The organism is Halomonas alkaliantarctica, from assembly GCF_029854215.1.
Taxonomy (GTDB): Bacteria; Pseudomonadota; Gammaproteobacteria; order Pseudomonadales; family Halomonadaceae; genus Vreelandella; species Vreelandella alkaliantarctica_A.
The window spans coordinates 179,816-205,937 of the sequence record NZ_CP122961.1; the positions used below are offsets into that span (position 1 = coordinate 179,816).

General features: G+C 56.6%; 27 protein-coding genes and 1 riboswitch. Of the genes, 14 read left to right on the forward strand and 13 right to left on the reverse strand.

Going from position 1 to position 26,122, the window contains the following annotated elements:
* Positions 1 to 23: 23 nt before the first annotated feature.
* The 7 genes from rpsK to trhP all read left to right on the forward strand — a co-directional run bounded on the left by rpsK (position 24) and on the right by trhP (position 6,680).
* Complete coding sequence (rpsK, locus tag QEN58_RS00890) at positions 24 to 410, forward strand: 30S ribosomal protein S11 (protein ID WP_007111985.1); 387 nt, start codon at positions 24 to 26, stop codon at positions 408 to 410.
* 12 nt (positions 411 to 422) lie between these two features.
* Positions 423 to 1,043 carry a 30S ribosomal protein S4 gene (gene rpsD / locus QEN58_RS00895; RefSeq protein WP_008959152.1) on the forward strand — a complete coding sequence of 207 codons (621 nt, stop codon included), beginning with the start codon at positions 423 to 425 and terminating at the stop codon, positions 1,041 to 1,043.
* A gap of 98 nt (positions 1,044 to 1,141) precedes the next feature.
* Positions 1,142 to 2,137 carry a DNA-directed RNA polymerase subunit alpha gene (locus tag QEN58_RS00900; RefSeq protein ID WP_064235085.1) on the forward strand — a complete coding sequence of 332 codons (996 nt, stop codon included), beginning with the start codon at positions 1,142 to 1,144 and terminating at the stop codon, positions 2,135 to 2,137.
* 39 nt (positions 2,138 to 2,176) lie between these two features.
* Entirely contained in the window at positions 2,177 to 2,563 is a 387-nt protein-coding gene (gene rplQ / locus QEN58_RS00905; protein ID WP_008959150.1) for a 50S ribosomal protein L17, read from the forward strand.
* 249 nt (positions 2,564 to 2,812) lie between these two features.
* Entirely contained in the window at positions 2,813 to 4,201 is a 1,389-nt protein-coding gene (locus QEN58_RS00910; RefSeq protein WP_280105348.1) for an SPOR domain-containing protein, read from the forward strand.
* A gap of 91 nt (positions 4,202 to 4,292) precedes the next feature.
* The gene (locus QEN58_RS00915; protein WP_280105349.1) at positions 4,293 to 5,168 is read left to right on the forward strand and encodes a DMT family transporter; all 876 of its coding nucleotides are present in this window, start codon (positions 4,293 to 4,295) and stop codon (positions 5,166 to 5,168) included.
* Positions 5,169 to 5,288: 120 nt separating this feature from the next.
* Positions 5,289 to 6,680, forward strand: a complete 1,392-nt coding sequence (gene trhP / locus QEN58_RS00920; protein ID WP_280105350.1) for a prephenate-dependent tRNA uridine(34) hydroxylase TrhP — start codon at positions 5,289 to 5,291, stop codon at positions 6,678 to 6,680.
* Here the strand turns inward: trhP and QEN58_RS00925 are convergent.
* The 6 genes from QEN58_RS00925 to QEN58_RS00950 all read right to left on the reverse strand — a co-directional run bounded on the left by QEN58_RS00925 (position 6,673) and on the right by QEN58_RS00950 (position 10,882).
* Positions 6,673 to 7,410 carry a DODA-type extradiol aromatic ring-opening family dioxygenase gene (locus QEN58_RS00925; RefSeq protein ID WP_280105351.1) on the reverse strand — a complete coding sequence of 246 codons (738 nt, stop codon included), beginning with the start codon at positions 7,408 to 7,410 and terminating at the stop codon, positions 6,673 to 6,675. The genes trhP and QEN58_RS00925 overlap by 8 nt on opposite strands.
* 86 nt (positions 7,411 to 7,496) lie before the next feature.
* Positions 7,497 to 7,934: a DoxX family protein gene (locus QEN58_RS00930; protein ID WP_280105352.1), complete on the reverse strand. Its 438-nt coding sequence runs from the start codon at positions 7,932 to 7,934 to the stop codon at positions 7,497 to 7,499.
* A gap of 78 nt (positions 7,935 to 8,012) precedes the next feature.
* Positions 8,013 to 8,933: a LysR family transcriptional regulator gene (locus tag QEN58_RS00935; RefSeq protein WP_280105353.1), complete on the reverse strand. Its 921-nt coding sequence runs from the start codon at positions 8,931 to 8,933 to the stop codon at positions 8,013 to 8,015.
* Complete coding sequence (gene thiE / locus QEN58_RS00940) at positions 8,930 to 9,562, reverse strand: thiamine phosphate synthase (RefSeq protein WP_280105354.1); 633 nt, start codon at positions 9,560 to 9,562, stop codon at positions 8,930 to 8,932. The genes QEN58_RS00935 and thiE overlap by 4 nt, the downstream gene beginning before the upstream one ends.
* Positions 9,552 to 10,361, reverse strand: a complete 810-nt coding sequence (gene thiM, locus QEN58_RS00945) for a hydroxyethylthiazole kinase (RefSeq protein ID WP_280105355.1) — start codon at positions 10,359 to 10,361, stop codon at positions 9,552 to 9,554. The genes thiE and thiM overlap by 11 nt, the downstream gene beginning before the upstream one ends.
* Before the next feature lie 23 nt (positions 10,362 to 10,384).
* Positions 10,385 to 10,483: riboswitch (TPP riboswitch) on the reverse strand.
* Between the two features lie 54 nt (positions 10,484 to 10,537).
* A complete protein-coding gene (locus QEN58_RS00950; protein ID WP_280105356.1) occupies positions 10,538 to 10,882 on the reverse strand; it encodes a hypothetical protein in 345 nt (114 codons plus the stop codon).
* Positions 10,883 to 11,126: 244 nt separating this feature from the next.
* On the opposite strand from QEN58_RS00950, the gene gloA reads away from it, so the two are divergent.
* Together gloA and QEN58_RS00960 are read left to right on the forward strand one after the other, a co-directional pair.
* Entirely contained in the window at positions 11,127 to 11,663 is a 537-nt protein-coding gene (gloA, locus tag QEN58_RS00955) for a lactoylglutathione lyase (protein WP_280105357.1), read from the forward strand.
* A 9-nt stretch (positions 11,664 to 11,672) separates the two neighbouring features.
* Positions 11,673 to 12,041, forward strand: a complete 369-nt coding sequence (locus QEN58_RS00960; RefSeq protein WP_227404105.1) for a DUF6164 family protein — start codon at positions 11,673 to 11,675, stop codon at positions 12,039 to 12,041.
* Here the strand turns inward: QEN58_RS00960 and QEN58_RS00965 are convergent.
* Together QEN58_RS00965 and ampC are read right to left on the reverse strand one after the other, a co-directional pair.
* Entirely contained in the window at positions 12,038 to 12,703 is a 666-nt protein-coding gene (locus QEN58_RS00965; RefSeq protein ID WP_280105358.1) for a cupin domain-containing protein, read from the reverse strand. The two genes, QEN58_RS00960 and QEN58_RS00965, sit on opposite strands and share 4 nt — an antisense overlap.
* A 175-nt stretch (positions 12,704 to 12,878) precedes the next feature.
* Entirely contained in the window at positions 12,879 to 14,060 is a 1,182-nt protein-coding gene (gene ampC / locus QEN58_RS00970; RefSeq protein ID WP_425270317.1) for a class C beta-lactamase, read from the reverse strand.
* A 158-nt stretch (positions 14,061 to 14,218) separates the two neighbouring features.
* Between ampC and QEN58_RS00975 the strand changes: the two genes are divergently transcribed.
* A complete protein-coding gene (locus QEN58_RS00975) occupies positions 14,219 to 15,094 on the forward strand; it encodes a LysR family transcriptional regulator (protein ID WP_280105360.1) in 876 nt (291 codons plus the stop codon).
* Positions 15,095 to 15,116: 22 nt separating this feature from the next.
* Here the strand turns inward: QEN58_RS00975 and QEN58_RS00980 are convergent, their stop codons facing one another.
* From QEN58_RS00980 to QEN58_RS01000, 5 genes are all read right to left on the reverse strand, one after another.
* Positions 15,117 to 16,214 carry a metal ABC transporter solute-binding protein, Zn/Mn family gene (locus QEN58_RS00980; RefSeq protein ID WP_280105361.1) on the reverse strand — a complete coding sequence of 366 codons (1,098 nt, stop codon included), beginning with the start codon at positions 16,212 to 16,214 and terminating at the stop codon, positions 15,117 to 15,119.
* Positions 16,215 to 16,249: 35 nt separating this feature from the next.
* On the reverse strand, positions 16,250 to 17,140 hold the full coding sequence (locus tag QEN58_RS00985) for a metal ABC transporter permease (protein WP_280105362.1): 891 nt from the start codon (positions 17,138 to 17,140) through the stop codon (positions 16,250 to 16,252).
* Complete coding sequence (locus QEN58_RS00990; RefSeq protein ID WP_280105363.1) at positions 17,124 to 17,858, reverse strand: metal ABC transporter ATP-binding protein; 735 nt, start codon at positions 17,856 to 17,858, stop codon at positions 17,124 to 17,126. Before QEN58_RS00990 ends, QEN58_RS00985 begins: the two co-directional genes overlap by 17 nt.
* On the reverse strand, positions 17,855 to 18,004 hold the full coding sequence (locus tag QEN58_RS00995; RefSeq protein WP_162836274.1) for a hypothetical protein: 150 nt from the start codon (positions 18,002 to 18,004) through the stop codon (positions 17,855 to 17,857). Before QEN58_RS00995 ends, QEN58_RS00990 begins: the two co-directional genes overlap by 4 nt.
* Positions 18,005 to 18,160: 156 nt before the next feature.
* Positions 18,161 to 18,844 carry a hypothetical protein gene (locus QEN58_RS01000; RefSeq protein WP_280105364.1) on the reverse strand — a complete coding sequence of 228 codons (684 nt, stop codon included), beginning with the start codon at positions 18,842 to 18,844 and terminating at the stop codon, positions 18,161 to 18,163.
* A gap of 157 nt (positions 18,845 to 19,001) precedes the next feature.
* On the opposite strand from QEN58_RS01000, the gene cas1f reads away from it, so the two are divergent.
* From cas1f to csy2, 4 genes are all read left to right on the forward strand, one after another.
* A complete protein-coding gene (gene cas1f / locus QEN58_RS01005; RefSeq protein ID WP_425270318.1) occupies positions 19,002 to 19,976 on the forward strand; it encodes a type I-F CRISPR-associated endonuclease Cas1f in 975 nt (324 codons plus the stop codon).
* The gene (cas3f, locus tag QEN58_RS01010) at positions 19,973 to 23,305 is read left to right on the forward strand and encodes a type I-F CRISPR-associated helicase Cas3f (RefSeq protein WP_280105366.1); all 3,333 of its coding nucleotides are present in this window, start codon (positions 19,973 to 19,975) and stop codon (positions 23,303 to 23,305) included. Before cas1f ends, cas3f begins: the two co-directional genes overlap by 4 nt.
* A 439-nt stretch (positions 23,306 to 23,744) precedes the next feature.
* Entirely contained in the window at positions 23,745 to 25,133 is a 1,389-nt protein-coding gene (csy1, locus tag QEN58_RS01015; RefSeq protein ID WP_280105367.1) for a type I-F CRISPR-associated protein Csy1, read from the forward strand.
* Entirely contained in the window at positions 25,130 to 26,113 is a 984-nt protein-coding gene (csy2, locus tag QEN58_RS01020) for a type I-F CRISPR-associated protein Csy2 (protein WP_280105368.1), read from the forward strand. Before csy1 ends, csy2 begins: the two co-directional genes overlap by 4 nt.
* Positions 26,114 to 26,122 lie beyond the last annotated feature (9 nt).

Genomic DNA, 26,122 nt, shown 5'->3' on the forward strand with positions numbered 1-26,122 from the left:
TAAAGACAGGAATAGACATCAACATGGCTAACCCGCGTAGTAACCGTAAAAAGGTTAAAAAGCAGGTAGTGGATGCGATTGCGCATATCCATGCCTCTTTTAACAACACGATCGTGACGATCACAGACCGCCAGGGCAACGCTCTTTCATGGGCGACTGCCGGTGGTTCGGGTTTTCGTGGTTCTCGCAAGAGCACCCCGTTCGCTGCTCAAGTGGCAAGCGAACGTGCAGCAACTGCTGCAGCCGAGTATGGTGTGAAGAACGTAGACGTACTGGTTAAAGGTCCAGGACCCGGTCGTGAATCCGCCGTGCGCGCACTGAATGCCGCCGGCTTCCGCGTGCAAAGCATCGTAGACGCGACGCCCATTCCCCACAATGGCTGCCGTCCGCCGAAGAAACGCCGCGTTTAAGGAGACAGATTCATGGCCCGTTATATTGGACCGAAGTGCAAATTGTCTCGTCGTGAAGGCACAGACCTCTTTTTAAAGAGTGGTGTGACTCCCTTCGAGAAAAAGTGTAAATCCGAGCAGATCCCGGGTGTACACGGCCAGCGTCGTCAACGTCTTTCAGACTACGGCTTGCAGCTTCGCGAGAAGCAAAAAGTACGTCGCATGTACGGCGTACTCGAAAAACAGTTCCGTAACTACTACAAAGAAGCCGCTCGCCTGAAAGGCGCGACTGGTGAAGTATTGTTGCAGTTGCTCGAATCCCGACTGGATAACGTCGTCTACCGCATGGGCTTCGGCTCGACTCGCTCTGAAGCGCGTCAGCTGGTCAGTCACAAGGCGATTTCCGTGAACGGCCGCACCGTTAACGTAGCTTCCTATCAAGTGAAGCCGGGTGACGTTGTTTCCATTCGCGAAAAGGCGAAAAACCAAGCACGTATCCAAAGCGCGTTGTCCATTGCGGCCAACCGTGGCGATATCGCTTGGATCGAAATCGACGCCAAGAAGATGGAAGGCACTTTCAAGGCTCTGCCTGAACGCGGTGACCTGTCTGCCGACATCAACGAAAACCTGATCGTCGAGCTGTACTCCAAGTAAACAGTTTTCTGTTTCTTGTCGATCTGGTGCTGGTTTAACGCCTGCACCAGATCCTACCGAGTACCAAGTATCCGTTTGGCAGCCTGAAAGGTGTTCATATGCAGCGTTCAGTGACAGAGTTTCTCCGTCCTCGCGACATCAAGGTCGAAGAAATCAGCGCACATCACGCCAAAATCGTGCTCGAACCGTTCGAGCGTGGCTTTGGTCACACCCTGGGGAATGCACTGCGCCGCATTCTGCTTTCGTCTATGCCCGGCTGTGCCGTGGTAGAGGCTGAAATTGCCGGTGTTGAGCATGAATACAGTGCGCTCGAAGGGGTGCAGGAAGATGTCATTGAAATCCTCCTGAACTTGAAAGATGTTGCGATCAAGATGCACAGCCGCGATGAGGCGGTGCTCACGCTGAACAAGCAGGGCCCAGCCGTCGTCACCGCTGGCGACATTGCGCTTGATCATAGCGTCGAAATCGTCAACCCGGACCACGTCATTGCTCATGTCAATGAAGGTGCCGAGCTGAAAATTCAGCTTAAGGTAGCGCTGGGTCGTGGCTACGAGCCGGCTGACGCGCGCGGCTCTGATGAAGAGACACGTGCCATTGGCCGCCTGCAGCTGGATGCCACCTTCAGCCCTGTCCGCCGTGTTTCCTACTCGGTTGAGGCTGCTCGTGTTGAGCAGCGCACCGATCTCGATAAGCTAATTATCGATCTGGAAACCGACGGTACCCTGGATCCGGAAGAGGCTATCCGTCGCAGTGCGACCATCCTGCAAGAGCAGCTGGCCGCCTTCGTCGACCTGGAAGCTGATAAAGAACAGGAAGTCGAAGAGGAAGAGGATCATGTTGATCCAATTCTATTGCGCCCCGTAGACGATCTTGAGTTGACCGTTCGTAGCGCGAACTGCCTAAAAGCCGAGAATATTTATTATATCGGTGATCTTATCCAGCGCACAGAAGTGGAGCTGTTGAAGACACCGAATCTCGGTAAAAAGTCTTTGAATGAAATCAAAGATGTATTGGCAGCTCGTGGCTTGTCCCTTGGCATGCGGTTGGAAAATTGGCCACCGGCAAGCCTGAAGGACGACAAGGCCTCCGCGTGAGCGTCGACTTGAGTCCCAGTTTGGTAAGGAATTACAACCATGCGTCATCGTAAGAGTGGTCGTCATCTGAATCGCACCAGCTCGCATCGTCAGGCCATGTTCAAGAACATGTCTGTCTCGCTGGTCGAGCATGAAGTCATTAAGACAACCCTGCCGAAAGCCAAGGAGCTGCGTCGCGTTATCGAGCCGCTGATCACCTTGTCTAAGCAGGATAGCGTTGCAAACCGTCGTTTGGCGTTTGCCCGCACGCGCTCTAAAGAAGCCGTCGGCAAACTGTTCAACGAATTAGGTCCGCGTTATGCCGAGCGTCCGGGCGGTTACGTCCGTATTCTCAAGTGCGGTTTCCGCACCGGCGACAACGCGCCTATGGCGTTCGTTGAGCTAGTTGACCGTCCGGTTGTTGAAGAAGCAGCTGCAGAAGAGTAATCCTCTGCGCTAAGCCTCTTTGGTAGCGAATGAAAACCGACCTCTTAGGGGGTCGGTTTTTTTATGCACTCATTTATCTGCTCTTTTTCTACGCTTAACTGCATGGTAATAACCTATACTCGGCTAATTACTAAACGTAGTGAGCGTTGCCATGCCGTCGGGGCAAAGCCTTGCGCTCTAGCTTGAGTGTGGCATGGTAGTTAAACAGTGGATCAGTACTAGCGCATTGATAACAAGCAAGGGGCAGGTATGTATGCGAGGGTAAAACAGTTCGCCGAAGGAGCGTCGGCGTTATGGGCACTGGGTGTGGCACTACTGCTTACGCTGTCCATGGTCACCAGCGTTCAGGCCGACAACCCCCGATACGCGGGCATCGTCGTGGATCTGGACAATGGCGAAGTGCTCTACGCCGAGAACATTGACGATCAGCGCTATCCTGCGTCACTCACCAAAATGATGACGCTCTATCTGACCTTTGAAGCGTTAGAAGAAGGTAACCTGCGTTTAAATCAGCCTTTGCCCGTCTCTCATTATGCGGCCGCCAAGCCTGCCGTAAAGCTATGGTTGGCTGCGGGTAGCACTATTCCAGTGGATACCGCTATTCGCGCCCTAGCGGTTCGGTCTGCCAACGACGTTGCCGCTGTGGTCGCCGAAGCGCTGGGCGGCAGCGAAGCGCATTTTGCGCAGATGATGACCACCAAGGCGCGCGAGCTGGGCATGCACGCCACTACCTTTCGCAATGCCTCTGGCTTGCCGGATGACGGTCAAATTACCACCGCGCGGGATATGCTAACGCTCTCGGTGCGTGTGATGCAGGATTTCCCTCAGTACTACCACTACTTCGGTCTGCAGGAGTTCACCTTCCGGGGTACCCGGCATACCAGTCACAACCGGTTGGTGCGTGACTACCCGGGCGCCGACGGTCTGAAAACCGGTTTTATTCGTGCCTCTGGCTTTAATGTAGCTACTACGGCGGTGCGTGGTAATCGGCGATTGGTCGGCGTCGTCATGGGCGGTTTTTCATCTCAGTCCCGGGATACCCATATGGCCAACCTACTCGACCGCAGCTTCTTGCGTGCGTCGCTACGTGACCAGCAGAGCTGGATGGGCGATACTCGTTTCTCACAGGAATTTATGACCTTTGCCCCTCCAGCCCAGCCGATTGCGCCACAGCAGCCTGCACCACGGCAACCTATCCTTGCGGTGGTCGAAACCACATCGTTGTCACCATCGGCCACCTCTAACCCTACAGCGCCGGTTGTCGATCTTGACGAGCAACTAGCCGATATAGTCACCATCCAGCGCCCCCCTCCCGAAAGCGAGGCACCTCAGCCCGACCCACTTCAAGCGTTCATTGAGCGCGAACGACAGCTGGCCTCTGCTAATGAAACAGGCGGTGGCTGGGGGGTTCAAGTAGGTGCCTTTAGTCGAGAGGCCCAAGCGCGGCAGTTGGCGCAGCAAGCCGCTCAACGCATTGCCCAAAGTTTAGGCGGTCGTATAGCGGTGGACACCGTAGAGGGCCAAAGCCCGGTTTATCGCGCCCGACTAATGGCGCTGGACGAGCAGCGTGCCCGTCAAGCCTGTCGTGAGCTGCACTCCCAAGGTATGGACTGCATGGTCGTTAACGCCAGCTTATAAGCGGGTGGGCTGCGATCACCCCGCCAATGGCTAATTGGCGGGGTTTTTCTTTTTTGGCACTTTATATTGACCAGTGAACAGGGAGATCGCGGTGACAACCTCGCTGAAAGGCATACTCTGCATGTGTTTGGGCGTTCTATTTCTCGCTCTAGGCGATGCCGTTTCCAAGTGGTTAGGTGAAGTGCACTCGCCGCTGCAGATTATTTTCTTCCGTGCCTTGGTATCACTACCCATGATTGCGCTGCTTGCCCATTTTGCCGGTGGTTTACGCAAGCTGCGCACTAAACGGCCGGGCGTCCATTTGCTACGCGGGTTGATCTATACCGCCACCATGGTTTGTTTCGTATGGGGGTTGACGCTGCTACCCCTGGCAGAAGCCACGGCGATTGCCTTTGTGGCGCCGCTGTTTGTGACCCTGCTTTCGGTGCCACTGCTGGGTGAGCGGATTGATCCCCCGGTGCTGATCGCATCTTTAGTGGGGTTTGTGGGGGTGCTAATTGTGGTGCGTCCCAATGGCGAGGCGTTTCAGGTGGGCGCGCTGGTATTGGTGGGCGCGGCGCTATTTTATGCGCTGATGATGATTACCGCCCGGCGCTACGGTGCCCGCGAACACCTCTGGGCAATGCTGTTTTATATGACCTGTGTGCCGCTGGTGGTGACCGCGCTTACGCTGCCCTGGGTGTGGCAAACACCCCAGCCGTGGCACTGGGTAGGCTTTTTCGCCTCGGGAATCTTGGGCGTAGCGGCCACCGCTTTTATCACCTTGGCCTTTCGGTTTGCCCCTGCGGCCATCGCTGCGCCGTTTGATTATACCGCCATGCTCTGGGCGGTACTGCTCGGCTGGTGGTTCTGGGGCGAAATGCCGGATCTCTGGGTCTGGGTAGGCAGCGCCTTGATAATGGGCAGCGGGTTAGCGGTGGCGTATCACGACCGGCGCACGACCTTGAAACGTCGTCCAACGGCGTGACTATTTGATCTGGGTCACGGAAGTCGTGAGCTTGCCAAAACGGCGGGTTTGTGCTGGTTATAATCCAGGCCTTTGATCGCAGCCCGCTGCGAGCCATCGTCCTGATTACGGTGACCGTCTATGCAAGCCCCCGAACGACTGAAGCAAGCTCCTGAACTCCTTTCCCCAGCAGGCACTTTTAAGAACATGCGTTATGCGTTTGCCTATGGGGCTGATGCGGTTTACGCGGGGCAGCCGCGCTATTCTCTTCGGGTGCGCAACAACGATTTTAAAATTGATAACTTACATCGTGGCATCGAGTATGCCCATGCCCGAGGCAAGCAGTTTTACGTTGCCTCCAACATTGCCTCCCATAACAGCAAGCTGAAAACCTACCTCCAGGATATGGCGCCGGTGATTGAGGCAAGGCCCGATGCGCTGATTATGTCGGATCCCGGCCTGATTATGATGGTCCGTGATCGCTGGCCGGAACAAGCTATCCACCTCTCGGTGCAATCGAATGTCGTCAACTGGGCTGCCGCCCAATTCTGGCAGCGGCAAGGTATCAGCCGCATCATTTTGTCTCGGGAGCTGTCTCTGGAAGAGATCGGTGAAATACGTGAGCAGTGCCCAGATTTAGAGATCGAAACCTTTGTCCACGGTGCACTGTGTATCGCCTATTCAGGGCGTTGCCTGCTGTCGGGTTACTTTAATCATCGTGACCCTAACCAAGGCACCTGCACTAACGCGTGTCGCTGGAAATACAACACCATCGCGGCAACCCACGATGACACGGGCGACTTAATCGCCGCCCAAGGCAGCGGTGGCGCGGCGGCCGGCAGCCAAGACGAGCTCTCTGCGCTGATTGAAGATGTTTCCCGCCCTGGCAAGCTGATGCCTGTGTACGAAGATGAACACGGCACCTACATCATGAACTCCAAGGATCTGCGCGCGGTGCAGCACGTGGCTCGGCTGACGCAAATGGGTGTGGCATCACTAAAGATAGAAGGGCGCACCAAGTCCCATTATTACGTTGCGCGTACGGCGCAAGTCTATCGGCAAGCCATTGATGACGCCGTCGCTGGGCGCCCCTTTAACAAGCGACTAATGGATGAGCTTGAGAACCTGGCGAATAGAGGGTACACCGAAGGCTTCTATCAACGGCATGTGCACGGTGAGTTCCAAAGCTATGAGCAGGGTAATTCCATCGGCATTCACCAGCAGTTCGTCGGTGAAGTGCTGGGTTTTGATCCTGCTCGTGGCACGTTAGAGGTCGAGGTTAAAAATCGCTTTGAAGTGGGGGATGGCATGGAGCTGATGCTGCCGGGTGGCAACCATCGCTTCGTACTTGAGCATATCGAGAATTTGCGAGGTGAAGCGCAAAGCGCAGCGCCTGGCTCGGGACATCGCGTGCGCATCCCCCTCCCCAAGGTCAGCATCACCCCTGAACAGCTTGAGTTTGCGCTGTTAATGCGTGATCTCAAGCCTTCCAAAGCAGCACAGCCTGAATCGTTAGGAGTAGCGATCAGCTAAACGCATAAACGTCCATCGCAAGCACACCGTGCTCTACGCTGTGGTGCAGCTGTTTTGCGCCGCCTCCTGCCCCCATGGCCACCAGCAACGGCTGGAAGTGTTCAGGGGTCGGGTGGTTCTCCCGCGCGCTGGGGGCGTTCTCCCAGTTAAGCAGTGCCTCACGTTCATTGGCGATTAGGCGGTCGCTCACCCATGTGGCAAATTCATCTACCCAGGCGGGCATAGGGCTCTCCTGGGGCATAATTTCATACAGGTTATGGGTCAGGCTGCCCGAGCCGATAACCAAAATCCCCTCTTCCCGCAGTGCCGACAGCTGCTCGCCCAGCTTCACCAGCTCCGCATTGCTCCAGCGCACCGGAAGCGACAGCGAGACAACCGGCACATTGGCGTCAGGAAACATCAACGAAAGGGGCACCCAGGCGCCATGATCCAGGCCGCGCTCGACCCGCTCGGCACCCAGCAATACCGCCAGCCGTTCGGCCAGTTCAGGTTCACCAGGGGCGGGGTACTGGCACTCGAAAAGCGCCCGAGGGAAGCCACCAAAGTCGTGAATGGTTTCTGGCTTGGCGCTGGTGCTGACCTTGAGCGCCAGGCTCTCCCAGTGCGCTGAGACCACCACCACCGCCTTGGGCGAAAGCTGCCTGCCCAGTTCGCGGAGAAAGGCGTGCGCCGGGGTTTTATTGAGGGCCAGCATGGGCGAACCATGGGAAATAAACAGGCTAGGTAACATGAGTGAGTCTCCTCTGCAGCGTTGCCAGCGCTGGCGGTGAAGCATGCGCTGGCAATGGGGTTAGGCGATAGCGTTAGGTGATAGTGCTAGGCGAATCGGTTGCTTAACACCCCGCGGCCGCTGCCCAGGCCCGCTTGCACGATTAACGCCAGCGTCCAGAACACCGGGAATTCCCAGCCGCCACCGGTATTTGAGAACATCCAGCCGTTGCCAAGGTGCACCCACGCAGCGCCCAGCAGTACCGGCACCAGTGCTAGGCTCACCCAGCGGGTATAAACACCCAGAATCAGAGCGGCTCCACCGCCTACTTCGGCAGCAATGGTCAAGTAAGCCAGAAACCCTGGTAAACCCAGTGATTCAAAATAGCCGACGGTGCCCGGCAGGGTAAACACAAACACCTTGAGCAAACCGTGGGCAAGGGCCATCACACCCAGTGCGACGCGCAGTAGCAAGATGGCCTGGGGTTGTAAAGAGGGCTGTACAGAGGGCTGTAGAGAGGGGGCGGAGTGAGTATGCGTTGTCATTGGGGTAGCTTCCATTGAGTGGTTGATAAAGCTACTTTACCGTCGAGCGTGCGCGAGATAATCAGTGTGTTTTGCACATCACTGTTGCGTAATAGGCGACAATCCAATGTGCTGCTCCCAAACCGGCGGATCGCCCCACGCCTCGGTAAGCAGGTCGATGAAGCGCTCCACCTTGGCGGGCAGGTAGCGCCGGGCGGGGTAGAGCGCATGAACATCGAGCCGCACCGCTGGCTCACTGGTCAAGATGGGCACTAAACGCCCGTTGGCGATACTCTCTGTGACCAGAAAACTGGGCTGCTGAGCGATGCCGAGGCCCGCTTCCGCGGCGTGGGTGATGACATCGCCGTTATTGCTTTCCAGTGGGCCATTGATCGTCAATGACTGGGTGGCAATCTTCCAGTCAGCGCTCTGTTGGCCGCTGCGGTAGCGCAGGCAACGGTGCTCGGCAAGGGCTTTAACGCTGCTGGGTTCACCGTGGGTGGTAAGATACGCCGGTGAGGCACAGAACAGCAGGCGGCAACGGGTCAGGCGGCGTGCCACCAGGCTGGAGTCCGGCAAACTGCCGATGCGGATCGCTATATCGTAACCCTCTTCCAGCAGGTCGACGCGGCGGTCGTTCAAATCCAGGCGTACTTCAAGCGCCGGGTGGGTTTGCATAAATTGGGCGACGAGTGGCGCTAGATAGCGGGTGCCAAAACTCATCGGCCCATTAACGCGCAGCCGCCCACGCACATCGCTGGTACCTTGGCCCACTTCTGCGGCTGCCTCATCGAGCGCTTGCAATATACCTTGAGCGCGGACTAGATAGCGTTCCCCCGCCTCAGTGAGATGTAGCCGTCGCGTGGTGCGTTGTATCAGTCGTGCGCCCAATGTCTCTTCCAGTGCCATGACCTGGCGAGAGACGCGGGTGCGGGAAATATCCAGCGCTTCGGCGGCGCGGGTATAGCTACCCAGCTCGGCTACCCGCACAAAAGCGACGATATGCTCTAACTGATTCATGACACCGAAGCGGTTTGGAAAACCTGAAAAGCGCGCGCTGCCTGATAAGGATCGGGCTGACCACAAATGGCCGATATGACCGCTAAACCGTTCGCTCCCGCCCGCTGCACGCTAATCTCATGACTGGCTTTCAGCCCGCCGATGGCCACGCTGGGCAGTGGGCAAGCCTTGACCAGCGAAGCCAAGCCGCCAAAACCGATGGGCTGGGCGTGATCCTGTTTACTCTCGGTGGCAAACACCGGGCCAATCCCCACATAATCGAGTAGCTCAAACGGGGTGGCTTGCAGCTGGGCGATAGTATTGATCGACAGGCCGATAATCGCCTGCTCACCTAACAATCGACGCGCTTCCTGAACAGCGGCGTCGCTCTGGCCGACATGCAGGCCATCGGCCTGGCTTTCTTGAGCCACCTGCAAACGGTCATTAATGATCAGCGGCACGCCGGTACCCGCCAGTAGCGCCTTTAACCGTTTGGCTTGGGCAATCATCTGTGCATCGCTGGCATGCTTATCCCGCAACTGTACGATGGTGACACCGCCCCTTACCGCTTGCTCAACCGTCTGCTCCAAGCCAACATCGCTGCACAGCGCAGCATCGGTTACTAGATATAGCGATAGATCAAGCGGCATGGATTGCCTCCAGTTGGGCATGAGTAGTGAGGTCATCAGGGGTGAGTCGATAAAGCGCATCCAGCAGTGCCACTTGAAAGCTACCAGGCCCTTGGGCGTTGCTGCCTGCACGTTCACCGGCGACGGCAAAGCAGGCCAGCGCGGCCGTTGTTGCTCCCAGTGGGGTATCGCGATTGGCAGCTACAAAGCCCGCTACTAACGCGCTTAGCCCACAGCCGAGCGTTGTTACACTGGGCATCAAAGGGTGGCCACCGTTAATGCGGTAGTGCTGTGTGCCGTCCGTCACCCAGTCGCTTTCGCCGGTCATCGCGACAATACAGCCGTGTGTTTGCGCCAGCGCTATCGCTGCGTCTACCGCTTGGTCGGTGGCGGCTGTCGAGTCCACGCCGCGGCCTTGGCTGGCTAAGCCATTAAGGGCAAGAATTTCAGACGCATTGCCGCGAATCACGCTGGGTTTAGCGGCCAGAAGCTTCGCGCACAGCGTTTGGCGATAGCGCGTGGCGCCAACGGCGACGGGGTCTAATACCCAGGGGATATCATGTTGCTGGGCGGTCGCTGTGGCGGTCAGCATGGCATCAGCCCAGTGGGCAGAGATCGTGCCGATGTTAATCGAAAGCCCCGCGGAAATAGCCGTGAACTCTGCCACCTCTTCTGGCGCATGCAGCATGGCGGGCGACGCACCTGTGGCTAACAGCAGGTTGGCAGTGCTGTTCATGGCCACATAGTTGGTCATGCAGTGAATCAGTGGTGTCACTGCGCGCAGCGTCTCAAGGTAGTCGCCAAGCGGGCGTACGGTCATAGCATCCTCCCGGCAGGGAGGTGGTAAGCGTTACCACGACTCCCTACGCCGGTGTTATCCGGTTCAGGTTCAAAGGGTGCTTCTCAGCCCACCCGTAACGGAGGGCGCCCCTGTCGAGGGATTACTATCCTTGCCTGAAGTAGCCCTGTAAAGCCCCGGATGCGGACGATGGTAATCTAGCGAAACGAAATGCGTGTACCGTAGGTAAGCATTTCATCAGGTGTCATCGCTTTACCTTCGACGCCAATCATCTCGTCACCGCACTGGTCGGTGAAGGTCAGCACGCCGTGGGTCAAACCCAGTTGACCCAGGGTGTCGCGGATTTCACCGGTGCCCAGAAAAGTGCTGACGTGGCCCTTATTATCGCTCAGGTCTGAAACGCCGTTAGCGTGGTGAAAACGCACTTTGTAGATCCCATCCATCGACTCAACTTCAACAATCGGCGAAAAACCGTTGTGAAGCGCATTGGCAAGTTGTTTCAGGGTCAGCTGGTCTCCCAGCGTCATATCAATCGCACTCATGGAAAACTCCTGGTAGACGCCTCAAAGGTGTGGCGTCACGCATGTTGCGGGAACTACTTTTGTAAAGCTTGTGAATAATAAGTGTAGGGTTTTTGTTTAGTATTGCCAGTGCGCTTATCGGTGCCCCGATACGACACTGTCTACGTGCCTGTCAGGACTAGCATTCTGGCAATAAAGCCCCCATGGTAAGCGGTATGTGAAGCTCAATAGAGTCAATGAACAGTATTAGCGAGAGGAGAGCGAAATGAGTTTTCAAGGCGAGCAGCATCCCGGCGTTGTGCCCGCACCACCTCAGACCCAAGGGTTTCGTTTAAATCACACCATGCTACGGGTGAAAGATCCTGAGCAGGCACTGGCGTTCTACTCTAAGGTGTTTGGTATGCAGGTGATGCGGCGGCTGGATTTCGAAGAGATGCAATTCTCGCTCTACTTCCTGGCCAACCTTGAGCCTAGCGACAGCGTGCCGGAAGATGCGCAAGCGCGTACCGCCTGGACGTTTAGCCAGAAAGGGCTGTTGGAGCTGACCCACAACTGGGGGACCGAAAACCAAGAAGATTTCGCCTATCACGATGGCAATGCCGAGCCCCAAGGCTTTGGGCATATATGCTTTAACGTGCCGGATTTGGCAGCGGCCCAGGCGTGGTTCGACGAACACGACGTTACCTTCGTCAAGCGCGCCGATCAGGGCAAGATGAAAGATGTTATCTTCGTTAAAGACCCGGACGGCTACTGGATCGAAGTGATTCAAGCAGACCTGATGGTGGGTAAGAGCGACTCTTGAGGCACGCCAATGGCTGAACTACTGTTCCGATTGCGCCATGTGACCGATGAAGAAGCCATGGAAGTGCGTGACCTGCTGGCCGCCCATGGCTTTGATACCTATGAAACCCAGGCGGGCTTTTTCCGCCTGGGGGTCGATGCAATTTGGCTGCGCAATCCGCATCAGCATGACGCTGCCATCGCGGCGTTAGAGGCCTATCAGGCGGAGCGTCTTGAACGTGCCCAGCGCGAGCACCAGGCGGCGGTTGAGCGGGGTGACGCCGAGACGCTATGGCGTCGCTTGGCCGCGCATCCGCTGCAGGTGGTGCTGGTGCTGTTAGCTGTGGGGCTTATTGCTGCCCTTACGCTACTGCCGTTCCTGGGCCTATCACGCGCCTAAGCCGCAGGCAGGTGGCCGCGCTTGAGGTACATCATCGCGCCATCATCACCGGCTGTTAATGCCGGAGCCGCACCGCTGGGGTAGCGGCACCAGGTGCCGGCCGTATAACTCTGCTCGCTATCGCTCAACGAGCCTTCCAGAATCAAAAACTCCAGACCGCCCAGCAGCGTGGGGTACGTGATAGAGGTGCCCGCCGACCAACGCTCCAGGCTGGTGCGCTCCTGCTTGTAGGTGTGCAGCATCTTGTAGGCAATGCGCGGGCGCCGGTCTGGCTGCCAGGGCAGTCGGTGAGCAGGCACCGCCAGCTGTAGCGTATCGTTAGGATCGAACTGGTGCAGTTTGACAAAGATCAGCGCGCCTTCCTCGCCAATCTTCGGCGTATGGCCGGTGCCGATGGGGTTTCTTAAGTAGCTGCCCGCCGCGTAGCGCCCATGCTCATCGGCGAACACGCCTTCCAGCACCAAAATCTCTTCGCCGCCGCCGTGGGTATGCCGTTCAAACTGCGTATTGGGGGCGTAACGGACAAGGCTGGTGGCGCGGGCAACTTCATCACCAATTCTGTCAAACATCATGCGCTCGACCCCGGCACTCGGGGAATCGACCCACTGATACTCTTCTGGGGTAACACAGGCAAAGTGGCTAAAATCGGCGTTTAGACGCATGGGAAAGGGCTCTTCGCAGTGAAGGTAAGTGACGGGAAGGGGTAATAGTGTCCTTATCGACAGCGCAGAATGCAACTTTTGGTGTGTCTCGGGGAGCGGAACCGCCCTTTGCGGGCTGATTCCGGTCCTACGCTCAGTGCCATTGTTATTAACAGCGTATAACTAATGCCACCGCTTAGGGCGTTTCAGTCAACGTGGAAAGGATATGATGTGCAGCTTCTATGCGGGCTTGATTGGGGTAGTTGCGATTTGCCAGCATGACAATACCGATTTGCTCACTAGGCACAAAAGTCACATAGCCGCCAAAGCCGTTGGTAGCGCCGGTTTTGTTGTAGAGCGCTTCCTGCCTGGGAGCTAGCGGTGGTGTTAAGCGGTTGGCGGGGTTGGACTCCAAGATCATCTCAAGCGAGTTGCCTGCCAGCAATTGATCGAGCGCCACCGGGTAGGCGTAGCTTTCCCAGCCCAGCCCTTGGGTCATATTGCCGACTTCAAAGTATCCCGTGCGCGTGGCTGCCAAGGCTTGGCTTAGTGGCTCGTCTAGTTCATCTTTTATCTCAAGCCCAGCGCCACTCATATTGGCTTCCACCAGCGTGAGCACGTCAGCGGCTGTCGATTTCAATCCGTAGGCCTGAGCATCCAGCATGCCCGGATTCACCCGAATGGGCTCATCCTTCTTAGAGTAACCGTAGGCATAGTGCGCCTGCTCCGCTTCAGGTACTTGAAAGTAGCTATGCTCAAGCCCTAGCGGAGCGAACACCGCCTCCTGCACCGTCATTTCGAAGGGCTGACCAAGGCTTTGTGCGGCGAGGTAACCGAACAGGCCTAGGCTTGGGTTGGAGTAGAGCCGCTGGCTGCCAGGGGCGGATTCAGGCTGCCATTGACGATAGTAGTCGATCATCGCCTCCTCGGTTTGAACCGATTCAGGGAACTGCAGCGGAAGCTCGCCCGCCGTGTAGGTGCCCAGTTCCAGCAGCGTGATCTCATCGAAGGCGCTGCCTTCAAGTTCAGGCAGGTAGCGGCTGGCCGGATCGAAAAGCGAGAGCGCGCCGCTAGCCTGGGCATAGGCTGCCAGCGTAGCGGTGAAGATCTTGCTGATAGAGCCGAGTTCGAACAGCGTCTGATCGGTGACCGGAATCCCCGCCTCTTGATTGGCGAGACCATAATTAAAGTAGTGCTGCTGGCCATTAATGCTAAGCGCTACCGCCATGCCTGGAATACGATGCTCGGCCATCAAAGGCGCGATAGTGGCGTTCACCAACGTATCAATATCTGCGCTTTCAGGCGCATCGGATGCCCAGACAGTGCCTCCCATAAGGAGAGAAGCTGTCATGATAAGGCCAGAGTTTGCTGCTAACATCTTACGCATACCGAGATCCTGTTGTGATGAGCGCTGCAAAAAAGCGGGGAGGTATCACCAGCCGCAAAGAGGGTGACTGTGGTTAACTTACGGCGCGCTATGGCAATTCACAAACAGCGATATTTTGCGTAAGCCATTAGAAAAACTTGGGGGTCAACGTGGTGCGTCCCTACCTGCCGTTGAAGGCGCTGCGCGCCTTTGAAGCATCGGCCAGGCATTTAAGCTTTACCCGCGCGGCAGAAGAGCTTCATGTGACCCAGGCGGCGGTCAGTCACCAAGTTAAATTGCTCGAAACGCTGTTGAAGGTTCCGCTGTTCAAGCGTTTGCCTAGGGGGTTGATGCTTACCCAGGAGGGTGAGCTGCTGCTGCCGGTATTGAGGAGTTCATTCGATCAGATAGCCCACACGCTGGAACGGGTGGGCGAGAGCAGCTATCGGGAAGTATTAAACGTTGGGGTTGTGGGGACTTTTGCCGTTGGCTGGCTGCTGCCGAGACTGGGGGATTTTCGGCGCCAGTACCCTTATGTCGATTTGCGCCTTTCCACTCATAACAACCGCGCGGATATTGCAGGTGAAGGGCTGGATTTTGCGATCCGCTTTGGCACGGGGGCCTGGCACGGTACTGCAGCGCAGCCACTATTACCGGCGTCACTCTCGGTAATGTGCATACCCGATATCGCCGCGCGGCTTAAAACGCCTGCCGATGTATTAGGCGAGACCTGGCTGCGCTCTTATCGCGCCGATGAGTGGACAGAGTGGCTGTTAGCAGCGGGGCTACCGCGCAGCTTTCCGATGACCAACAGCATCGTGTTTGACTCCTCCATCGCTATGGTAGAAGCCGCTTTGCTAGGGGCAGGGGTGGCACTGGCACCACCGCTGATGTTCCCACGCCAGTTGAAAAGCGGCGCGCTGGTACAGCCTTTCGACACCACTGTCAGCCTGGGCGGTTACTGGCTGACTCGCCTGCAGACACGCCCGGAAACCCACGCCATGGCGTCCTTCCGGGAGTGGCTGCTCACGGCCATCAATGCCTGAGCAGCGCTGTTGACGTTAACGGCTAGTGGCTATGACCATGATCGTCGTGGTCGTGGTCGTGGTCGTGGTCGTGGTCGTGGTCGTGGTCGTGGTCGTGGTCGTCAGAATGACCGTGATCGTCATGACCGGGCTGGGCTAGCGCATCGTGCAGCACCTGCGCATTGTGGTGCATCATACCCAGGTAGGTGCTTGCTTCACCTTCGGCTGCCAGCGCATCGGCGTAGAGCGTGCCTGCAATCGGCAGGCCGGTCTCTTCGGCGAGCTGAGTAATGATCGACTGATTGGTCATGTTCTCGTGGAACAGCGCCTGCACATTCTCTTGCTCGATCACATCCACCAGCGCCGCCATGCTGGCACCGCTTGGGTCAGCTTCCGTGGAAAGCCCCACTGGCGAGAGGAAGGTCACCCCATAGGCGCTTGAGAAGTAGCCAAAGGAGTCGTGGCCGGTAATCACGCTGGTGGAGGCCGGAATCTCGTCAATCAGCGCACGAACCTCGTCGTCTACCTTGGCCATTTCCTGTAAATACTGCTCCGCATTGGCGCGGTAGTCATCGGCGTTACCCGCATCGGCGGCAATTAACCCATCGCGGATGTTGGCGATATACACCTCGGCTTGATGCATATCCTGCCAGGCGTGAGGATCTTGATTACCATGGTCGTGACCCGCGTGCTCATCGGTATGGTCCTCATGGTCACCGTGACCGTGCTCTTCATTATTGTGCTCGTCATGACCGTGATCGTCATGCTCTTCATGTTCAGCGAACGAGAGTGGCTCGATACCGTCGGTCGTGGTGACCATCGGCCCGGTGTAGTCGCTGGCGCTAATCAGGCGCTCCATCCAGCCCTCAAACAGCAGGCCGTTGAAAACCACTAAATCAGCATTGGCCAGGGAGCGTGCATCGCCGGGGCTGGGGGAGTAGACATGCGCATCGCCATCGGCAGCGACCAGCGGGGTCACCTCGACATGCTCGCCGCCCACGTTTTCCACCATATCCGCGAGGATAGAGAAACTGGTCACCACCTGAACGCGCTCATTAGCCATGGCAGCAGGCAGTGCCAGCATGGCGGAAACACCCACTAACCAGCGCGATGGCCGAGATGATAAATAGGCAAGCGACATACAACACTCCTTACGATAAGCATGAAGACTAACAATTAAGCCCCTTGCTCCACTTCCAGCGGCGTAGTTTTACGCCGCAGCTTGGCTGCCAAGCTGTGGTAGCGACCAAACAGGGCCGAAAAGAGATAACCAAACCCGGCCAGTAGAATAATGCTCGGGCCTGAAGGGATATCCAGATGAAAAGAGAGCAGCAGACCGCCGGTGCTCGCCACCATGGCCAGCACAATCGCGATGCCTATCAAACCCTCTAAGCGTTTACTCCAAAAGCGCGCCGAGGTGGCGGGCAGCATCATTAAGCCGACGGCCATTAGCGTGCCCAGAGTTTGAAAGCCTGCGGTTAGGTTCAGCACCAGCAGCCCCAAAAACACGCTGTGTACCCAGCCGCTGCGGCGACTCTGGCCACGCAAAAACAGCGGGTCCAAGCACTCCACTACCAAGGCGCGAAACACCACCGCCAGGGTCAACACAATCAGCGTACTGATGCCCGCTATCAGCAGCAGCGCGGTGGAGTTGATCGCCAAAATCGAGCCAAACAACACATGGGTAAGGTCAACGCTGCTGCCGCCCAGTGAAATCAGCATCACGCCTGCGGCTAGCGAGATAATAAAAAAGCTCGCCATGGCGGCATCTTCGCGCTGACCGCCCATTTTTGAGACCGCTCCCGCCAGCAGCGCCACCATTAACCCAAACAGCACCCCGCCAATGCTCATAATCGGCAGTGAAAACCCTGCCAGCAGAAACCCCAGCGCGACGCCGGGCAGAATTGCGTGGGCCATGGCATCGCCAATCAGGCTCATACCGCGCAGCACCAAAAAAACCCCCAACGGCGGCGCGGCCAGCGAAAGCGCTAAACCACCCACCACCGCGCGGCGCATAAAGCCGTAATCGAACGGGCTGACAAACCACACATTAAGCAGATCCAGCATGGCGTCCTCCCAGGGTAAACGGCACCACCTGAGCGGGCGCTTGTTGATGCGTCAGCGCACTGGGCGCAACCCAGCGACCATGGCCGCCGTTTAGCATCAACACTTCGTCGGCCAGTCGGCGCAGGTGATCCATATCGTGGAGTACGACAATAATGGTCGCACCATCGTCCGCCATCTGGCGCAGAATGCGGATCAGAATATCCACGGTTTCACTATCCACGTTGGCAAACGGCTCATCGAGCAGAAGCAGTTCGGCTTCCTGCATTAACGTACGGCCAATCAGTGCACGCTGGCGCTGACCGCCGGAAAGCTCACCCAGCGGGCGATGGGCCAAGTGCGAAATACCTAGTCGCGCCATGATCTCGCGACCCTTGCGGTAGTGACTCGCGCAGTAGCCGGTTAACGCCCCGTGGCTGGGCCAACTGCCGGTCATCACCAGCTCTTCCACGCTCATAGGAAAGGTCAGGTCCAGCGCTAACTGCTGGGGCAGCCATGCCCGACGCTCTTTGGTGATGGTACAGACCACTTCGCCGCTAATAGGCCGAAGTTCGCCCATAATCGCCTGAATAAGCGTGCTTTTACCGGCACCGTTAGCACCAATCAGCGCGGTAATCGCGCCCGGCTTAAAGTCGCCTTCGATATGCTCCAGCACCGTGCGTCGCGCCTGGGCCAAGTGCAGATTGTGCAGCTGTAAACGTGATAAAGAGCGCTGACTCATCCTAACCACCCGCTAGCCCAAACCACCAAGCCCCAAAGCGCCAATAGCGGCACGGCAACGAACAGCAGCCGTTTAACAGCCGATAGCGACATCAAGGAGAAGTGGCATGGGCCCTCCTTGTTGTGGCGGTGCGTATGCTCACTCATCAAGTGGCCTCGTATAATTTCAAATAGGTTATAACATAACGTTTGGCAAAGCCAAAAAATTGCTGGATATTTTACTCGTTCACGCTGCGCTGGCAATAACAAAGCGCTGGAGGCACGCCGCCGCCAGCGCTTTAGAGGAATAACAACAAGAGGGTATCAATAGCGCCAGGTAGCACCTAGCTGCTGAGGGGATACATGCAGCGCATATTCACCGGGAATCGTCATCGGCCCCAGCGATAGATTGGCGGGCTGGAAGCGATTAATCGCGGAAGACGCCTGATTAGGCTGTGTCCAAATTTGCAGCTCGTTGACCAGCATGCCGGTGGCAAAGTTGATCGCACCATCGCTTTCCCGACCATCGGCGGCAATCACCGCGCCCGCCACGCCATTGACCACGAGCGAACTCACGCGGGCGCCCCAGCCGCGCCGCTCTCGCTCCGCTTGGGCAAGCTGCAAGCCTAGCGCCTGCACGCCGCTTAAATCACCGTTGGCTTTCAAGCGCTCATACTCGGCCAGCGCCGCGGGGTGCGGCTGGCGGTCGGTCAGCATGCCGCCCACGGCCAGCGCTGATTTCACCACGCCCACTCGCGCATCAAAGCGGTCATCCTCGTCGCTCGCTTCACTCGACTGGTAAGCGTTCACCGCCAGGCTGGTGGCGTAAATGCCGGTCCAGCCCCACTGCCAAACGTTGGCATGGCGGGCGCCGTCCTCAAACACATCATCGTACTCACTCCACTGCCCGTTGGTTTGTGCCTGGGCTTGTGCCGGGTTTTGTAGAGAGAAAGGCAGGGCGATCACCAGCGTGGTAACCACGGCGGTGAGAAGACGAAAAGGATGCATAGTGAAGTGCCTATATAAGGGGAGCGGGAGCGCTAAGCGTAGCACGCAAATCAAATGAGACGAGGGTGGATTCAGGGTTGGCGAAGTATGACTAAGGTCAATGGTGTTGCGTGGTGAAGAATGGTTAGATGTGGAAGACGATAACCAGGAGCGCCGCATGGATGACTTTTCGCCCAATGACTTAAAAACCATTCTTCACTCCAAGCGCGCCAATCTCTATTACCTGCAACATTGCCGGGTATTGGTAAACGGGGGGCGCGTAGAGTACGTCACCGATGAGGGCAGCAAATCCCGCTACTGGAATATTCCCATAGCCAACACCACCTCAATACTGCTGGGCACCGGCACCTCGATTACCCAGGCGGCCATGCGTGAGCTTGCCAAAGCAGGTGTATTAGTTGGATTTTGCGGTGGTGGTGGCACACCGCTATTTGCGGCGAATGAAGTCGATGTGGATGTCGCCTGGCTGACCCCGCAAAGCGAATACCGGCCCACAGAGTACCTGCAATACTGGGTGCGCTTCTGGTTTGACGATGCAAAACGCCTGGATGCCGCCCGTGCGTTTCAGCAGGCGCGCCTTACGCGTATCGAAGCGCTGTGGACAAGCCGTGTAATGAAAGATGCAGGCTTTGGTATTTCCGCCGATCACCTGCACAGCGCTCTTGTCCATCACCGCGAAGCGATCAACAAAGCCCCCAGCACCGTCGACCTACTAACCTTAGAGGCACGTTTAACCAAAACGCTCTTCAAGCTGGCGGTGAACGCTGTCGACTACGGTGAGTTCACACGCGCCAAGCGCGGCACAGGCACCGACCCCGCCAACCGCTTTCTCGATCACGGTAACTACCTTGCCTATGGCTTGGCGGCGACCGCCACCTGGGTGCTGGGCATTCCCCACGGCCTCGCGGTGCTCCACGGCAAAACCCGCCGGGGCGGCCTAGTCTTTGATGTGGCGGATTTGGTGAAAGACGCGGTGATTCTGCCCCAGGCGTTTATTTCCGCCATGCGCGGTGATGAAGAGCAAGAGTTTCGTCAAGCCTGCATCGAGCGCTTAACCCGCACCGAATCCCTCGACTTTATGATCGATACCCTCAAGGAAGTTGCCCAAGCGTTGGGGAGTGGCGAAGCATGAATGTGCTTTTGATTTCCCAGTGCAACAAAAACGCCCTGAAAGAGACACGCCGCATCCTCGACCAGTTTGCCGAACGCCGAGGCGACCGTACTTGGCAAACGCCGATCACCCAGGCCGGGCTGGACACCCTGCGCAAACTGCTGCGTAAAAAAGCCCGCAAAAACACCGCCGTCGCCTGCCACTGGATTCGTGGCCACGACCATAGTGAATTGATGTGGGTGGTGGGGGATGCCTCGCGGTTTAATTCGCGAGGTGCCACACCGACTAATACGACACGGCGGAATATCCTGCGCACAAAAGACGAAAACGATTGGCACAGCGGCCAATTGATTCATTTGCTTGCCTCTATGGCGGCGCTCTTCCATGACCTGGGAAAAGCGATGGAGGCTTTCCAGCTTAGGTTGGTCGGTAAGTTAGAGGGCCGCAACCGTTATCGTCATGAGTGGGTGTCGCTCAGGCTATTGGAAGCATTCGTTGGTGATGACGATGATGAGAGCTGGTTGGTCCGGCTGCAAAACCCGACCGCACCGAACGATGCACGCTGGCTAGGGCAGCTAAAGTGTGATGGCTTGGATGGTGCGCGCGAAGAGCCATCACCGTTTCTTCATCTGCCGCCTATTGCCAAAGCAATCGGCTGGCTAATTGTCAGTCATCACCGCTTACCAGCACAGCCTGCTTTTGATGAAAAAACCGGTGCGCAGAAGTGGCTGGGTGCCAAGGCGCCTATCAATGCCGGTAGCCTGCCTATGCTTCCTAATGACATAACGGCAGCTTGGAACGAGCGCGTAGAGCCCGCAACCCCCGCTGACATAACACCTTATTGGACATTTCCACACGGTTTGCCGGTCACCACTAGAGCATGGCGGGAGCGTGCTCAGCGTCTCTCTCGTCAGCTAAGCACGGTGCGCTTCATAACGCCCCCGCTCGATTCTCCCTACGTTATGCACTTAGCGCGCATGGCGTTGATGCTGGCTGATCACCATTACTCAAGCCTGACAGTTGATGGTCGCTTATCGGGTAAGTGGTCTCTGCCTCTGTATGCCAATACGGCAAATGTTAACGGTAAACGACAGCTAAGCCAGCCATTGGAAGAACACCTGCTAGGAGTAACTCGCGCAACAGGGGAGATCGCTCATCGCTTGCCCGATATGGTCAAAGCAATGAGCGGTATTACTGGGCACAAAGGTTTTAAAGCACGTAGCAAAAATCCTCGTTTTCGCTGGCAGGATAAAGCCTATGATCTTGCCGTTGGGGTGCGTGAGAAAAGTCAGCGCCAAGGCTTTTTCGGTATCAATATGGCCTCGACGGGGTGTGGCAAGACAATTGCCAATGGGCGTATTTTTTATGGTTTGAGCGAGCCGGAAATCGGGGCGCGTTTTGCTATTGCTCTTGGGCTGCGCACATTGACCCTCCAAACAGGGCAAGCCTATCGTGAGCGCTTAGGGCTTGGGAGCGATGATCTTGCGATCCGCGTTGGAGGAGCAGCCAGCCGTGAGCTGTTTGAACATCAGCAGTCTCAAGGTGGGTCAGACTCCCGGGCTGAATTACTGGATGAGCAGAGCCACGTACATTTTGAGGGCAACGTCGATGCGCATCCCGTCCTTAATAAGGCTGTCGCCGACCCTCGTGCGCGCTCTTTGATTTGTGCTCCTATTCTCGTCTCCACCATCGACCATCTGGTGCCCGCTACAGAAAGCCTGCGTGGCGGCCATCAAATTGCCCCAATGCTGCGCTTGATGAGCAGCGATCTTGTGCTGGACGAGCCAGATGATTTCGATATCAATGACTTGCCCGCTTTGACGCGGCTGGTCTATTGGGCCGGTATGCTGGGCTCTCGAGTGCTGCTTTCCTCTGCCACTTTGCCGCCTGCGTTGGTTCGCGGCCTTTTCGATGCTTACCGCGAAGGCCGCGCCGAATACCAGCGCCACCGGGGCGTGCTGGGAGCGCTCGTTGAGCCGGTATGCGCCTGGTTCGATGAGCATGGCTGCACGCAGGAAAGCTGCGCTGACGGCATGCGCTTTGATGCTGCTCATGACGCTTTTGCCCGTAAACGGGCTGCCAAGCTGGCAGCGCAGCCGCCACTACGGCGTGGCTACCTTGTTCCTTTTTCGGTGTCTTCATCTCTGGATGTCATTGCCGAGGCCTTGGCGCAAACGGTGGTCGAGCAGGCGCTTAAACTGCATAAAGCACACCATACGATAGACCCGCACAGCGGCAAGAGAGCAAGTTTCGGACTCGTGCGCATGGCCAATATCGCGCCTCTAGTAGCCCTTGCTCAGGCGCTCTATCGCACCGATATTCTTGAAGGTTGCCAGTTTCATCTGTGCGTCTATCACTCGCAATTTCCGCTGCTTCTGCGCTCTCGGCTGGAGGCACGGCTTGACCGTGCACTGGATCGCCGTGATGAACTGGGTGTCTTTGAACTGCCCGATATTCGCGCTCGTTTGAAGGGTGAGGCGAACGACCAGTTGTTCATCGTACTGGGATCGCCAGTCACCGAGGTAGGGCGCGATCACGATTACGACTGGGCCATTGTCGAGCCGTCTTCCATGCGTTCGATCATTCAACTTGCCGGGCGCGTTCGCCGCCATCGTCTAAATCCGATTAGCGAAGCCAATATCGCTTTGCTCAGCACCAACGTAAAGCATCTTGAAGGAATGCGGCCTGCCTTTAGCCACCCAGGTTTCGAGACCGAGCAGTACTGGCCACTGAAAACCCACGATCTCAACACTCTGCTACGGGCAGAAGAAATTGATCCTATCGACTCCCGTCCACGTTTAATGGCGTCAGATGCGCTCGAACCCAGCGGCAAACTGGTAGATCTGGAGCATGCGCGGCTGGCCTCGCTGATGGTTGAGGGAGCTGAAACGCCTAGCAAGACGCAGCGCCGTAAACGCCGTGGGGAGCCGCAAAAGATCGACCTTTGCGCCTATCTTTTCTACCGGCCTACTTCGATGACGCTGGGGGCGGTGGCTATGCAACACGCGCCGTTTCGTGAGGATAATGCCCAAGAGAGCGAGTTCGTATTGATACCGGATGAGGCCGAGGAGGATTACCTGTTTCGCCGTGTGGAGCGCAACGGTCTTGACGAGGAGTTCAAGGAGGTTGAAAGGGATCTCGATAGGTTGCCCGAGGGGCTATTGGAAAATCTGCGTATCACTCCCTGGAACGAGCCCGACTATATAAAAGCCCTTGCCGAACAGGCTGATGCCATGGAGATGGACATTGAGCGTTGTGCAAAGCGCTTTGGGCGCATCCGACTCAAAACCGACTATGCACCTCACGGGTGGCATTTCCATCCTGCGCTGGGATTTGTGAGAAAGAAATGAAGCAGTCAGCCCTTAAATGGGCTGACTGCTGCTGCCTGGGCGGCAGAATAAATTCCCGCCTATGGCTAGGCAGTAGTTTTCTAAGCTGCCATTGCGGCAGACCATACATTGTATATAATGTAGTCTCGCTGTGCAGTTATCTCCAAACCTCTTACAGTTAGACAGTAGTGGTTAAATATTAAGGATCAGAGGTGTAACGTAGAAAGCGTGAGGCAGGCCAGTGCCTCACGCCAAATGAATCAATGCTGACGGGCCATGTTAGCCCCAAGCTCTCTGGGACAGTGAGGGCAGGAGGATATGCATCGTGGCTAGGCACCACCGCAAGATAATAATCCTGTGACGGGTTTAGGCCTGTCCATATCCAAGCCCCGAGGCAGCAATGCTTCGGGGTTCATTATGCCATGCCGATGGCATGTCACCCAACTAGGGCAGAGAATTTATGTCAGAACCCCAACCCCCTGGTTCATTGCGAGAACTGATTGAGCAATTTATTCACCAGCGCTTTGCGACCAAAACAGAGAAAATGGCGTCAGATGACCCCGCCTATATCAAATTGCAGGAACAGTTCGTGCCACAGACGTGGTTGGCCGATGCTGCTCGGCGCGTCAGTCAGCTTCAAGTCGTAACCCACTCCCTCAAAGCGATCCACCCAGATGCCAAGGGCACCAATCTATATGTGGAGCCCCGGTCGCTCGAACAGGGCGATCTAGTGGGTAGCCATTGCCTGCCTGATGACTTCCAAGGCGACGTTGTCGGCAATGCAGCTGCCCTTGATGTCTACAAGTTCCTCAAGCTCGAATGGCAAGAGCGTTCACTACTGGAGCTGGCGCTTGAAAATGACGATACGTTAGTCGGCGCCCTCAGCAAAGAGCGTGAAGAAGCGCAAGCGTGGGCTCAGGCCTTTGCCAACATTGTTGAGCCAAAGGGAACGCCTAGCTCGCATGCGCGAGGCAAGCAGGTGTACTGGCTGGTTAACGACGATCCTACTGATAATGCCAGCTATCATCTATTAGCTCCGCTTTATGCCACCGCCTTGACTAACCCGTTTCATGCGCGGCTTAGCGAAGCCCGTTTTGGCGAACACGCCAAGGCGGGGCGTAAGGCGCGCCGCGATAACGCCGCGTTTGAGGGTGGCTACAGCGACTATCTCAACCTGGCCGTGCAGAAGCTCGGCGGTACCAAGCCGCAAAATATCTCTCAGCTCAATAGTGAGCGGGGCGGGCAGAACTATTTACTCGCTTCGCTGCCACCGAACTGGATTTCCCGTGATGTAACCCCTCCGCTTCGTACGGAGTCGGTGCTACCTCGCTTTGGCCGGCGAGCGCCGGTTCGCCAACTGATCAATGATTTGGTCAATTGGATCAAACAGAATATGAAAGAGGATGAACGCCGAGCCCAGTCCGGAAAAGCGCCACGAAAGACGTATCAGGATCGGGATTTACATGACGACCTGACGGCAATGTTATCCGATGAGCTTTTGATGTTTACGTATGAGCTTCACCGTTTAACACCTGGCTGGTCAAAAGACAGTGAGTGCCGATTGGTGACTGCTGAATGCTATTGGCTCGACCCAGGACGAAGCGAGCTGGATTCTGATTTTGCAACCGCACGACGGCGATCTGATTGGCATGAAGACATTTCTCATCGAGTAGCGGGTTGGCTAAAAAACACGCTTACCAAGCGTATGAAGATCAGCCTGGATGATCCAGTACACGACTTTTGGGCAGCCCAGGTTGAGCTTGTGTTACGCAATTTCCGCCGACAGCTAGAAGACTTGGAAGACGCCTTGCGTGACGATGACGAAAGCCTTCAAGGAGAGCTTGCATGATCAATCATCTCCTTGTGTTGCCCCGGCTGCGTATCCAGAACGCCAATGCTATCTCCAGCCCGATGACCTGGGGATTTCCTGCCATGAGCGCTTTTGTAGGTGTTCAGCAAGTGCTGGAGCGAAACCTGCCCGATGACATCAAACTGGTATTTAACGAGATTGGCGTGGTGTGTCATCACATAGAGCCACAAGTAACCGAGGGCGGTTTTATCAAGGCGTTTCACCTGACGCGTAACCCCGTCGACAAGAGTGGTGGCACGGCCGCCATCGTCGAGGAAGGACGCTCGCATCTGGAGGTCACCCTGTTAATTGGCGTGGAGTCGGAAGGCGACGATCTCAGCAGCGCCGAGCGCCGTCGTGCCATTGCCCAAACGTTATTCGATCAAGTGCAAGGGATGCGTATTGCGGGTGGTAGCGTCATGCCAGCGTTCGATACTCAACAACGCAATCGCCCTGAACTGATTAGCTTTAGTGCCACTGAATCGGAGAGGGTGAAACAGTGGCGACGCCTCAAACGTCGTTTATTACCGGGGTTTGCGCTGGTGTTGCGTGATGACCTGCTTGCCGAGCATACCGCCACGCTTAAAGCGCAAGACGAAAGTGCCACCACCCTGGACGCCTGGCTTGATCTTTCCCGGCTTAACCATGAATGCCTCGTTGAGCAAGTGGAAGACGAAAAAGATGGAAAGGAGAAAGAGGTCGTGCAGTGGAATGTACGCCGACCCTATCGCGGCTGGCTGGTGCCTATTCCGGTTGGCTACGGCGCTATCTCCGATCAGTACGACCCCGGTGAAGTAGCCAATGCCCGCGATCCTAGCGTTCCATTTCGGTTCGTGGAAAGCCTTTACTCCATCGGCGAATGGGTTAGCCCGCACCGCTTTCAAAAGCCCGACGATCTGATGTGGTTCGTGGAGAACGACCTGGGTCGCGGTATCTATCGTCTACAAAACGACTACGCCAACACTGTTACACAAGACTAATCATTAAGG